Here is a 12,111-nt window from a genome sequence, read left to right on the forward strand (position 1 = left end):
GATAAAGGCCATCAAGTTTGCATCGCCGCGCACATGAACATAATGGATAAAAACGCGGGATTTAGGTGAATGTGCGGATGGTCGATCGGAGACGGGTGTTTCTGGCGCTGATGGTGCTGACGGGCGGTTTTATAGGGATTGCGGGGCGGCTGTTTTGGATTCAGGTAGCGGCGGCGCGGGATTTTACGGAACGCGGCGTCGATCTGGTGCGCAATTCGGTGCTGCAACGGCAGCGGGGGCTTGTGCTCGACTCCGGGAGAGGGCGGTTCGTTGACCGGTATGGCGAGGCTCTGACGGGAGAGGTGCGCAAAGGGGCGCTCGTCTTCCCGGTACGCAGCGGCTACGACGGAGGGACGGAGCAGAAACGGAAGCTGTTCCAGCTGCTGCACACCGATGAAGTCCGCTGGCGCGCCTTCGTTGCGGGGCTGAAGGAGCCGGCTTGGTGGAGCGATGAGCGAGGGGAGCCGGCGGCGCTCACCGCCTCGGAAGCGGCTATGCTGGATGAGCTGCAGCTGCCGAACGTTCGCGTCGCCGAGCTGACGATCCGCTATCCGGAGCGGATGCCGGCCAGCCAGCTTATCGGCTATGTCGGCCGCAATCCGGAGCGGATCGAGACCGTATTCCGCGATCAGCTGGAGAGGGGCCAGCTGCATCTCGACAGCGAGATCGGCGTTTCGGGGCTTGAGAAAACGTTCGAGCCGTGGCTGCGCAGCCTTGGTCCGACGACGATCTCGTATTTTATGGATGCGGGAAGGCGGCCGCTGCCTGGGCTCGATACGCGCACGGTGAGCGCCGAAACGGCCTACTATCCGCTGACTGTGCATACGACGCTCGATGCGGGGCTGCAGCGGGCGATCGAGCAGCGGATGGACAAGCTTGGAGTTTCGGATGGAGCAGTCGTAGTGCTCGATGCCGCGACGGCCGACGTGCTGGCGATGGCGAGCCGTCCCGGCTACGATCCGAACGACATCGACCTTGGCGCCGGCGGTTGGGCGAATCGGGCGCTTGCGCCGACGGAGCCGGGCTCGATTTTCAAAACGGTCATTGCCGCCGCCGCTTTGGAAAAAGGGGTTGTACGCCCGAACGAGACGTTCGAATGCGCAGGAGAGCTCGGGAAATACGGGTTCCGCTGCTGGTACAAGCCCGGCCACGGCGCCCTCACGCTGGAGCAAGCGTTCGCGGAGTCGTGCAACATCACGTTCGCGAAAGTGATGATGCGGCTGACGGCCGACGAGGTCGAGGCAACTGCGCGCAAGCTCGGCTTCCTCGCTCCTGTCGGCTGGCACGGCCGGGTGCGGGGCAGCGAATGGAGCCAGCTCGACGGGGAGGGCAAGGGTCAGCTCTTTGCCGCCGGCACGCCGCGCAATGACGAAGGAGTGCTGATGCAGACGGCTATTGGCCAAAGGGACGTGCGCGTGACGCCGCTGCAGGCGGCGAATCTCGTGGTGACGCTGCTGCACGGCGGCGAAGTGTTGGAGCCGAGGGTAGCGACCAAAGTCGCCTTGAAGGATGGCAAGGAGCTGGAGACGTTTCCGGAGCGGAAGCTGATCATGCAGGAGGACGGCATTTCGGCGGCGACGGCGCGCAAGCTGCTGACGTGGATGCGCGAGGTGGTTGCATACGGAACCGGCACAAGCTTGCAGCAGGCGATATGGCCGCTGGCGGGCAAGTCGGGTACGGCGCAAGTGAAAGCCGGCGGCATGCCGGCGGACAACGAATGGTTTATCGGCTACGCGCCGGCCGACAAGCCGAAATATGCGATCGCCGTGCTGGCGGCGAACGTGCCGAGCGGCAGCGCGAATCGGGCCTTGACGCTGTATAAGTCGGTCGCCGACTTTATGGCCGCTGGCGCGGGAGCGAAATCGTGAATGTCGAGCCCTTCCCGCGAGCGCTCCGCACATCGACATGGCCGCCCAGCGATTCGACGATACGGTAGGCGACCATCATGCTGAGCCCCGTTCCTTCCGTATCCATCGCATAAAACGGCGTGCCGAGCCGGGAAATTACCTCCTCGCTCATGCCGGCGCCTTCATCGCTCACCTCAAGCACGACAAAATTCGGGTCGGATACGAATTTCAGCCGCAGCGAACCGCCCTCGGGCATCGCGTCGATACCATGCTTGCATACGTTGACAAGCCCCTGCACGAGCCGGTCCTCATCGGCCAGTAGCGGCATCGGCGTCTGTGCTGCCGCGCTGTGCAGCTCGACCCCGCGTGCGGCTGCGTACGGGCCGATAAGCTGCATCGCTTTGTGAACGGCATCGCGCAAATCGAGAGGCTCTACGTGCACGGCCTGCGGCCTGGCGAACGACAAATAATCGGTAATAATTTTTTCCGCGCGGTCGATTTCTTCGATGACCATCTGGGTGTAGGTCCGTTTTTTCTCTTCGCCCACTTCGCTGCGGCTGAGCAGCTGCATAAAGCCGCGGGCGACGGTCATCGGGTTGCGGATCTCGTGGGCGACGGCCGCGGCGAGCTCGCTGAGCACGTTAAGCTTCTCGGAGCGGATCAGCTTGCGGGTAAGCACCTCATTGGCGCGAATATGCGTGTGGATCAGCGCGATGAGCAACATCAAGGCGATATGAAGAGCGAGAACGAAGGCAAAATTGAGCCATATCGGCGAATGTGAAGGAGCGGGCAGATGGCGCGGCAAGGCGAAGCTTAGCCCGGACAGCGCGCCGAAACAAAGGCAGGTGAGCAGCACAGGGTAGAAGTACCGGGTTGCGAACAGCGTTTTGCCCGCCTTGGCCGAAACGACCCAGCAGATGAGGGTGAGGAAGCCGTAAGCAGCTGCCATAAAGATGAATTGGGACGGCCCGGCAACGTATTGGTAAATCAGGACGGCCGCAGCCACAGCCACGCCGCTGAGCGGAGAGCCGTATATAAAAGATAGCAAAAACGGAATCAGCCGCAAGTCGAACGAATCTCCGCCAAGCGGAATCGGGTGCGCTGCGCAGAACAAGGCGGTCACCACGTTTGCGGCCGCAACAAGCAAGCACTCTCCGGAGCTCCGTTTCCGGTCTCCAGAGCAGGGGCCATACCCGTTGCCGAATATTTCGAACAGGCAAATCGGCAAGAGAATGATAGCCGCATTGTACAAAACACTGTCGAAAGTGACCAATTCGCTTCGCCCACTTTATCGGAAAATGGTAACTTTCCCCACATCTCCAATAATTCGACGAAAACTCCAAAATTCCTACTGCAAAATATTATAAAATTCGAGTCCATCTACTACGCGGCATCCCGGGCGGCAGTCCGCGGCGAAAAGCCGTCTGGGGCAAACGCTTTACAGCCGTTGCAAAATCCGATACATTGAGCGCTAGAGCATGTTACGGGCATGTTACGGAAGTTGGAAAGAAGGCGAATCGGATGGTGGAAACGGGAAAAGGGCAGTCCGCCCAAGCGGCGCTGCCACCGCGCGTGAGGCTATGGGATCGGACGGGGGAGATCGGCTATGAGCCGGTACTTGCGGCGTTTGCCAGGGACGAGCTGCTTTGCCGCTTAATGAAAGCGGAAGATGACCCGATTGTACATATGTGGCGGCACCCGCGGGCGTTCGTCATGGGGCTGCGCGACAGCCGCCTGCCGGAAGCCGGCGCGGCCGCGGCGTGGCTGCGCGAGCTAGGCTATTCCACTGCCGTCCGCAATTCCGGAGGCGCGGCGGTCCCGCTTGATCTCGGCGTGCTGAACGTGTCGCTGGTGCTGCCGAAAGCGGAAGGCACGATCGGCTTCCGCAGCGATTTTGAACGCATGGTGCGGCTGCTTCAAGCGAGCTTCATGCATCGGACGGCGCATATTCGGGAAGGGGAAGTGGAAGGCTCGTATTGCCCCGGCGAGTTCGACTTGTCGATCGGCGGCCGCAAGTTGTGCGGCATTGCCCAGCGGCGGCACGCGAACGCTGTCGTCGTGCAGGCGTTTCTTGTCGTCGAGGGAACCGGGGCGGAGCGGGCCGCTTTGGCCCGGGCTTTTTACGAGAAGGCGGCGGGGAGGTCGGCAGAGGCGGATTACCCGCGCGTGAGGCCGGAGACGATGGGGAGCCTCAGCGAGCTGACCGGCGAGCCGGTGACGGCGGCCGAAGCAGCCGCCGACATCGCGGGCTTGCTTGGCGCGGCGGCGGCGGTCGAACTTGTCGCAGCGGACGAGCTTTTGTCTTACGATGACATCGTCCGCACCGCCAGCGAGCTGGAGAACAGATACGCTTCCAGGCCCGATCGCGCAGCGAACTAGGCGTTAAGCTGGCTGTGTGGCGCCCTCGACGTTGCAAGCCGTTGCTCCTCCAGCTTAACGCCTAGGCGTTAAGCTGGGCGTGTGGCGCCGGCACATTGTTCGCCGTTACACCTTCGGCTTAACGCCTAATCGGACAAAAACAGGCGCAATATCGCCGGGAGCTCCTGCTGCCAAAATCCCCACAGGTGCTTGCCCGGCTTTTCTTCGTACGTCAGCCTCGCCCCGCCGCTTTCGAGCAATTCCTTCGTCCGCCGGTTCGCGGCAACGAAATCGAACGTTCCCCGCTCGGTCGTCACCTCCGTCTCGTCCAGCCCGATCAGCATATGGATGCGCAGCCAGGACAAGTCGCCGGCAGCCTCGAGCTGACGCTGCGTCTCGGCGAAAAATGCCCCCGACAAGGATAACACGTTGGAAAAAAGGTGAGGATAAGCTAGGGCGAGATGCAGCGAAACCGTGCCCCCGAGCGAATCTCCGGCCGCGATTCGTTCCTGCGGCGTTCGTCTGACCGGATAGCGGCTCTCAATGTAAGGCACCATTTCCTCGGCGAAAAAACGGATGTAGGCGGCGTTGCGCTCGCCCTCCGGCGCGTATTCGGACGTACGGACGGCTGTCCGCACGTCGACGCCAATAGCGATCGCCGGTTCCAGACCGCCGTCGAGAATGCCGGCCGTTAGCAGCGTGGCGAGCCGGCCGAAATTGAAAAACTGCTCGCCGTCCTGACAGTACAAAACCGGATACGACAGCACTTCGTTGTAGCCCGGCGGCAAATAAATGCGCAGCGGACGGTCCTCCCCCAAATGAACGGAGGAGATCGTTTCTTTGAGCACTGTGCGCTTGTAATAGCGGGACGAATCTGGCGTGTGCATCGTGGAATCGGGCTCCTTCGCAAGCGGCACCGGCGGTGTGTATTATAATAGTTTGCCGCTAAAAGCGTTAACTGTATTATATATTTTCGAGAACTGTACTATACGCATGCGGCGTATAAGTTCAATATTGGCGTGGAAAGTGGTGTACATTTCGATAAAACAGCATTATAATACTACTATAACAGATTGTTAACATTTTCGATACATTCCAAACCACTATGAGGTGAACCAGTCATGAGCAAGCCGTTTTACGAGGTCGGTGCGGAGGAAGTCAAGCCGCTGTCCGTCCTATCGCCTGAAGGAACGATCGTGAACGAACAATATATGCCGGCTCTTACGGACGACCAGCTGCGCGAATTGCTGCGCCGCATGGTTTTTACGCGCGTATGGGACGAGCGGGCCGTCAACCTCGGCCGCCAAGGGCGACTCGGCTTCTACGCTCCGGTGTCGGGGCAAGAGGGAACGATGATTGCCAGCGAATTCGCCCTGAACAAGGACGATTTCGTCTGCCCCGGCTACCGCGACATGCCGCAAATCGTCTGGCACGGGCTGCCGATGTACCAGGCGTTCCTCTATTCCCGCGGCCACCAGCACGGCGGGCAAATTCCGCAGGACGTGCACGTATTGATGCCGCAAATCATTATCGGGGCGCAAATTTTGCATGCGACCGGCGTGGCGATGGCGTTCAAGAAAAAAGGGGAGAAGCGCGTCGCCATTACGTATACCGGTGACGGCGGCTCGTCCGAGGGCGATTTTTACGAAGGGCTCAATTTCGCCGGAGCGTTCAAGCTGCCGGTCATTTTCGTCGTGCAAAACAACGGCTACGCCATTACGACGCCGTTCTCCAAGCAGACGGCGGCGCAGTCGATCGCGCACAAAGCGCTTGCAGCCGGCGTAACCGGCGTGCAAGTCGACGGCATGGACGCGCTGGCGGTATACAAAGTCGTTAGCGAAGCGGCCGAGCGGGCACGCAATGGCGGCGGCGCGACGCTGGTCGAAGCGCTGACGTACCGGTTCCGCCCGCACTCGATGGCCGACGATGCGACGAAATACCGCACGAAGGAAGAAGAAGCGGAGTGGGAGCAAAAAGATCCGATTACCCGCCTCCGCAACTATTTGACGGGCAAAGGGCTGTGGAGCGAAGAAGAAGAGGCCAAGGTGAAGGAAGAAGCGAAGGCGACCGTCGCCGAGGAAATCAAGAAGGCGGAAGCGACCGAGAAAATGACGGTAGCCGGCCTCATCGATTCGATGTACGAAACGACGCCGAAGCATCTGGAAGAGCAAAAGGCCGAATATTTGTAAGACGAAGCAGGCGATGACGGCGCTGGGAGCGCCGGGCTTACGATAGAGAACCATTTTTCGCTCAGGGAGGCAAGCAAGTCATGGCACAAATGACGATGATACAAGCGATTAAAGACGCGATGCGCGTCGAGCTGGCCCGCGACCCGAACGTGCTGCTATTCGGGGAGGACGTCGGCCACGTCGGCGGGGTGTTCCGCGCTACGGAAGGACTGCAGGGAGAGTTCGGCGAAGACCGCGTATTCGATACGCCGCTGGCGGAATCGGCGATCGGCGGTCTCGCCGTCGGTTTGTCGACGCAAGGGTTTCGCCCGATTGCGGAGATTCAGTTCGTAGGCTTCATCTATGAAGCGCTCGATCAAATTTGCGTGCAGGCAGCGCGCCTCAGATACCGTTCCGGCGGACGCTATAACGCTCCGATTACGTTCCGGACGCCGATCGGCGGCGGCGTGAAGGCGGCCGAGCTGCACACCGACCCGCTTGAAGGTTTGCTCGTGCAGACGCCTGGCCTGAAGGTCGTGTACCCGTCCAACCCGTACGATGCGAAAGGGCTGCTCATCTCGTCGATCCGCGACAACGATCCGGTGTTTTTCCTCGAGCATCTGAACTTGTACCGTTCGTTCCGCGCCGAAGTGCCGGAAGGCGAATACACGGTCCCGCTCGGCAAGGCGAACGTTGTCCGCGAAGGCAAGGACGTGACGGTGATCACTTACGGCGCGATGGTGCATACGTCGCTGAAAGCGGCCGAGGAGCTGGAAAAATCGCGCGGCGTATCGGTCGAGGTCATCGACCTGCGGACGCTTATGCCGCTTGATATCGATACAATCGTAGAGTCGGTGAAGAAAACGAACCGCGCCGTCGTCGTGCAGGAAGCGCAAAAGACGGCCGGCATCGCGGCGGAAGTGATCGCCCAAATCAACGAAAAAGCGATTCTGCATCTGGAAGCGCCGGTGCTTCGCGTCGCGCCGCCGGATACGGTATATCCGTTCGCGCAGATCGAGGACCAGTGGATTCCGAACCCGGCCCGCGTCGTGGCCGGCATCGAGAAGGTATTGGATTTTTAAGCGGCTTGGGATTTAGGACATAAGGTTTTCCCTTTCCGGAGCGGCTGCAATAGTCCGCTGCCGGAAATTCGTTGCTGAAAACGCCGAAAAGAGATTGCCGAATCATGGTGTACAAATGACGTCAATTGCAAATTGTACATTTCAGAACGGCGATCTCGGCAAGTCAGTAGATGTAAGATGCAAAATGTACACGTGTTTTTGGCAAAATGGCCTCAAATGCGCGGATTAGCGTGAAAAACATGTACTCTTTACATTTGAGTCGGTTAATCTCGCTGATTTTTCCTCAGATACATGTACATTTTGCATTTGGCTGATCGACTGTCCGGAAAAGGCTATTGCGGACGGCGGGGCTGGTTAATCTCAAGGAGGTCATGATTCGTGGCTCGTTACAATTATCCGTTCCCTGAGCTCGGCGAGGGCATTCACGAGGGCGAGATTCAGAAAATCAATATCAAGCCCGGCGACGTCGTCACGGACGATACGATTTTGATGGAAGTGCAGAACGACAAGGCGGTCGTTGAAGTGCCTTGCCCGGTCAACGGCAAAGTGCTCGAGGTGCTTGTCAAGGAAGGGCAAGTATGCCACGTTGGCGAGACGGTCGCCGTCATCGAAGTGGAGGGCGACCTGCCCGCCGGCGCCGAAGCTGCGCCGGAAGCGCCTGCGGCGGCGCCTGCGCCGGTAGCGCAAGCGAGCAGCGCGCCGGTGAACGCGGCAGCGCCTGGCGCCGCGCCCGCACCGGCGGCAGCACCTGCCCCTGCGGGGCAGGTGCTGGCTACCCCGAGCGTGCGCAAGCTCGCTCGGGAGAAGGGCGTCACGCTGGCACAGGTGACGCCGACAGGCAAGCACGGCCGCGTCACGCGCGAGGACGTGCTCGCCTTCGCAGCCGGCGGCGGCGCAGCGGCCGCTCCGGCTGGCGCGGCGGCGGGCGCAGCTCCTGCCGCGCCAGCTGCTGCGGCTGCAGCCCCTGGAGCAGCCGCAGCCGCAATCGGGGAACGCGCGGAAGAGCGCGTTCCGTTCAAAGGCATTCGCAAAGTGATCGCGAATGCGATGGTGAAGTCGGCGTACACCGCGCCGCACGTCACGCTCATGGACGAAGTGACGTGACGCAGCTCGTCGCCCTCCGCGCCAAAGCGAAGCCGCTGGCGGAGAAAAAAGGCGTCAAGCTGACGTATTTGCCGTTCATCGTCAAGGCGCTCGTGGCGGCGTGCCGCCAATTCCCGGTCATGAACGCGATGATCGACGAAGAGAAGCAGGAAATCGTCTATAAGCATTACTACAACATCGGTATCGCCACCGATACGGATAACGGCTTGATCGTACCGGTCATCGCCGACGCCGACCGCAAAAACGTATGGACGATCGCCGAGGCGATCAAAGATCTCGCCGCCCGCGGCCGCGAAGGCAAGCTGGCGCCGCACGAAATGAAAGGGTCGACGATCTCGATCACGAACATCGGTTCCGCCGGCGGCATGTTTTTCACGCCGATCATCAACTTCCCGGAAGTGGCGATTCTCGGCACAGGCCGCATTACGGAAAAGCCGGTCGTCAAAAACGGCGAAATCGTGGCTGCCCCGGTCATGGCGCTCTCGCTCAGCTTCGACCACCGCATCGTCGACGGCGCTACGGCGCAAAACTTCATGAACTATATCAAGCAGCTGCTTAGCGATCCGGAGCTGCTCGTAATGGAGGTGTAAGCCATGGTTGTAGGCGATGCATCCATCGATATCGACTTGCTCGTCATCGGGCCGGCCCCGGCGGCTACGTCGCGGCGATCCGCGCCGCGCAGCTCGGCAAAAGCGTGCTTATCGTCGATAAGCAGTATTGGGGGGGAGTTTGCCTCAACGTCGGTTGCATTCCGTCCAAGGCGCTCATTTCCGCGGCGCACCGCTACGAGGAAATGTCGCATAGCGCCGATATGGGCGTAAGCGCGGAGGGCGTCAAGCTCGACTTCCAGAAAGTGATCGAATGGAAAAACTCGATCGTCAAAAAGCAGACCGGCGGCGTCACAACGCTGCTTAAAGGCAACAAGATCCAAATGTTCCAAGGCGAAGCGATGTTCATCAACGAGACCGAAGCGCGCGTCTTCAACGAGCAGGAATCGCCGCGCTACCGGTTCAAGCATTGCATTATCGCTACCGGCTCGCGTCCGATCGAGCTGAAAGCTTTTCCGTACGGGGGGCGCATTATTTCCTCGACGGAGGCGCTCAGCCTGCCGGAGCTGCCGAAGAGCATGGTCGTCATCGGCGGCGGCTACATCGGCATCGAGCTCGGCCAGACGTTCGCCAAGTTCGGCACGAAGGTAACGATCCTCGAAGGTTCGGAGACGATCTTGCCGGGCTTCGAGAAAGAAATGTCGCAGCTTGTCACCCGCAACCTGCAAAAGGCCGGCGTCGAGATCGTCACCGGCGCGCTGGCCCAGTCCAGCACGAAGACGGACAAAGACGTCACCGTCACCTATAAAGTCGGCGACGCCGAGCACACCGTCACCGCCGACTACTTGCTCGTCACTGTCGGCCGCCGCCCGAACACGGACGGCGAGCTCGGCCTCGACCTGATCAACGTGAAAATGACCGACCGCGGTCTGATCGAAGTCGACAATCAGGGCCGCACGAGCATCCCGCACATTTTCGCCATCGGCGACATCGTGCCGGGTCCGGCGCTCGCGCACAAAGCTTCGTACGAGGCGAAAGTCGCGGCGGAAGCGATCGCCGGGCTGCCGAGCGTCGTCGACTACAAAGCGATTCCGGCGGTCGTGTTCTCCGATCCGGAAATTGCCAGCGTCGGTTACAGCGAAACGGAAGCGAAGACGAAAGGCATCGAAACCGTGACCGGCAAGTTCCCGTATGCCGCCAACGGCCGCGCCAACTCGCTGAACGCGTCGCAAGGCTTCGTCAAGCTCGTCGCCGACAAGGAGACGAAAACGCTGCTCGGCGCGCAGGTCGTCGGGCCGGAAGCGTCCAACCTGATCGCCGAGCTCGCGCTCGCGCTCGAAATGGGCGCGAACCTGGAAGATATCGCGCTCACGATTCACGCTCACCCGACTTTGGGCGAGATGGTCATGGACGCCGCCGAAGGCGCCCTCGGCCATCCGATTCACCAGCTGGGTAAAATGTAAGTAAGCATACACAACAAAAGATGCTGTCGGGAAGCGGGGGTTCTCCGCTTTCCGGACAGCATCTTTTTGCGTCGCTTCTCCAAGAAAGCAGAGGTGGGAGCGGCGAATAGTCCAGATGCAAGTACCTTTGAAGCAACTACAGAGGCGAAACGGCGGACGACTCCACTGCAATTGCCCAAAAAGCAATTAATTCGGCGCCCGAGCCGGAAATCGGCATGTTGCGCAATTCCAAGTGCCCTTGAAGCAACTACGGAAGGCAAGATAGCGGAGTGATCCGATGCAATTGCCCCAAAAGCAATTACAACCAGCGCTATTGCCGGACGAAGGCTATTGCAACGGACGTCTTAATGATCTTCCGATACAGTAATGACGTTGCCGTCGGGGTCGCGGAAGTTGAAAAACGAGACGTTCGGGTACCGCTCGATTTCGTACACGATTTCCAGGCCAAGCTGGTCCTTGATATACCGGTACGTTTCGTCGATGCCGGCGCAGTCCAGCTTGAGCTGCGGCGCTGCGCGCTCCGGCACAGGCACGCCTGCCATATGATTGGAATCGAGCATGAGCGACGTTCCATTTTCGAGGAAGAACATGTGCAAATGGCCGTAACGGTCCTGCTCGCGCACTTCCACGCCGAGAATGCGGCTGTACAGCTGCACGGCGGCATCGAGATCACGCACCCACAGAATGGCCGAGTCGATCTGCGGACGGATCGGGCTTACCGGCACTCCGGCTTTGCGGCCGTCGACGCCGCCGAAAGCGATGCCATAGCCGTCCGGATCTTGCACGACGAATTCCTTCCACGGGCCTTGATCGGCATAGACGACCGGCTCGCCGGAGATGATAGCGCCTTTCGTCACAAATTCATCATGCAAACGGTCAAGCTCTGTCCAGTTTTCCACATAGGCATAAACGTCGTAAGCGCGGGTGGAGCCGATTTCCGGCGGATTGGGCTTCACGGCCGAGGCGTCGGGCGCCTGCAGCAGCTTGAGCGCGAGTCCTTGCAGGCCGCCGCGCTCCGCCCACCAGTCGGTGACGTCGAAGCCGAGCACGTCGCGGTAATACGCTTGCGAGCGCTTGAGATCAGACACGAACAGGACGGTGAGCGAGCTGTGGATTTGTTTCGGTTGTCTGGCCATAAATGGTATTCCTCCTAAAGGAAATTTCTCGCGCGGACACAGAGAAGTCTTCGCACTCTTAATTCGGCGCCGCCGGTGGATTTCCTTTATTTTCATGTTGGGGAATTTATGTTCCCTCCTTTTCTGCGCCTAAAATTATTTGATCTCGCCCCGCGAAGTCATAAAGGAACAGTGTTCCGCTATTGGTGAAGACGAAAGTTATTGCGCCATATTAACGGATTTCTGTTCCGCTATCGAGCCCAGTTACCGGGGCATATACGGTCTTGCGCGTAAATTGCGGGCAAATAACGTACCGCTGTTCCGCTAAATTTGGGAAATGGCGGGAAATACCAGTGATAACGGAACTCCATTCCGTTATCACTCCCGCATTTCTCCCGCACAACCTCTCGCCCCAGCTGCCGGCCG

General features: G+C 59.9%; 7 protein-coding genes and 2 pseudogenes. 6 read left to right on the forward strand and 3 right to left on the reverse strand.

Features of this window, described 5'->3' with window-relative positions; translation table 11 throughout:
* Nucleotides 1-77 precede the first annotated feature (77 nt).
* Complete coding sequence (locus SD70_RS09705; protein ID WP_041047367.1) at nucleotides 78-1,868, forward strand: peptidoglycan D,D-transpeptidase FtsI family protein; 1,791 nt, start codon at nucleotides 78-80, stop codon at nucleotides 1,866-1,868.
* Here the strand turns inward: SD70_RS09705 and SD70_RS33090 are convergent.
* Nucleotides 1,837-3,120: an ATP-binding protein gene (locus SD70_RS33090; RefSeq protein WP_052487221.1), complete on the reverse strand. Its 1,284-nt coding sequence runs from the start codon at nucleotides 3,118-3,120 to the stop codon at nucleotides 1,837-1,839. The two genes, SD70_RS09705 and SD70_RS33090, sit on opposite strands and share 32 nt — an antisense overlap.
* Before the next feature lie 248 nt (nucleotides 3,121-3,368).
* Here SD70_RS33090 and SD70_RS09715 point away from each other — a divergent pair, with 248 nt between their 5' ends.
* Nucleotides 3,369-4,226: a lipoate--protein ligase family protein gene (locus SD70_RS09715; protein ID WP_052487222.1), complete on the forward strand. Its 858-nt coding sequence runs from the start codon at nucleotides 3,369-3,371 to the stop codon at nucleotides 4,224-4,226.
* 125 nt (nucleotides 4,227-4,351) lie between these two features.
* Here SD70_RS09715 and SD70_RS09720 read toward each other — a convergent pair whose 3' ends face one another.
* Nucleotides 4,352-5,092: an alpha/beta hydrolase gene (locus SD70_RS09720; protein ID WP_041047368.1), complete on the reverse strand. Its 741-nt coding sequence runs from the start codon at nucleotides 5,090-5,092 to the stop codon at nucleotides 4,352-4,354.
* Nucleotides 5,093-5,326: 234 nt separating this feature from the next.
* On the opposite strand from SD70_RS09720, the gene pdhA reads away from it, so the two are divergent.
* The 4 genes and pseudogenes from pdhA (at nucleotide 5,327) to lpdA (ending at nucleotide 10,570) form a co-directional block, all read left to right on the forward strand.
* Complete coding sequence (gene pdhA, locus SD70_RS09725) at nucleotides 5,327-6,394, forward strand: pyruvate dehydrogenase (acetyl-transferring) E1 component subunit alpha (protein WP_041047369.1); 1,068 nt, start codon at nucleotides 5,327-5,329, stop codon at nucleotides 6,392-6,394.
* An 80-nt stretch (nucleotides 6,395-6,474) separates the two neighbouring features.
* The gene (locus SD70_RS09730) at nucleotides 6,475-7,455 is read left to right on the forward strand and encodes an alpha-ketoacid dehydrogenase subunit beta (protein WP_041047370.1); all 981 of its coding nucleotides are present in this window, start codon (nucleotides 6,475-6,477) and stop codon (nucleotides 7,453-7,455) included.
* 378 nt (nucleotides 7,456-7,833) lie between these two features.
* Nucleotides 7,834-9,149 (forward strand): annotated as a pseudogene (locus tag SD70_RS09735) (dihydrolipoamide acetyltransferase family protein).
* 3 nt (nucleotides 9,150-9,152) lie between these two features.
* A pseudogene (gene lpdA, locus SD70_RS09740) lies at nucleotides 9,153-10,570 on the forward strand (dihydrolipoyl dehydrogenase).
* Nucleotides 10,571-10,914: 344 nt separating this feature from the next.
* Here the strand turns inward: lpdA and SD70_RS09745 are convergent.
* Nucleotides 10,915-11,706, reverse strand: a complete 792-nt coding sequence (locus SD70_RS09745) for a VOC family protein (RefSeq protein WP_041047371.1) — start codon at nucleotides 11,704-11,706, stop codon at nucleotides 10,915-10,917.
* Nucleotides 11,707-12,111 lie beyond the last annotated feature (405 nt).

The organism is Gordoniibacillus kamchatkensis (genome assembly GCF_000829455.1).
Taxonomy (GTDB): domain Bacteria; phylum Bacillota; class Bacilli; order Paenibacillales; family NBRC-103111; genus Gordoniibacillus; species Gordoniibacillus kamchatkensis.

Coding starts and splice junctions, on each gene's coding strand:
- SD70_RS09705 (WP_041047367.1), top strand. CDS start 78: ATGGTCGATCGGAGACGGGTGTTTCTGGCGCTGATGGTGCTGACGGGC.
- SD70_RS09715 (WP_052487222.1), top strand. CDS start 3,369: ATGGTGGAAACGGGAAAAGGGCAGTCCGCCCAAGCGGCGCTGCCACCG.
- SD70_RS09720 (WP_041047368.1), bottom strand. CDS start 5,092: ATGCACACGCCAGATTCGTCCCGCTATTACAAGCGCACAGTGCTCAAA.
- pdhA (WP_041047369.1), top strand. CDS start 5,327: ATGAGCAAGCCGTTTTACGAGGTCGGTGCGGAGGAAGTCAAGCCGCTG.
- SD70_RS09730 (WP_041047370.1), top strand. CDS start 6,475: ATGGCACAAATGACGATGATACAAGCGATTAAAGACGCGATGCGCGTC.
- SD70_RS09745 (WP_041047371.1), bottom strand. CDS start 11,706: ATGGCCAGACAACCGAAACAAATCCACAGCTCGCTCACCGTCCTGTTC.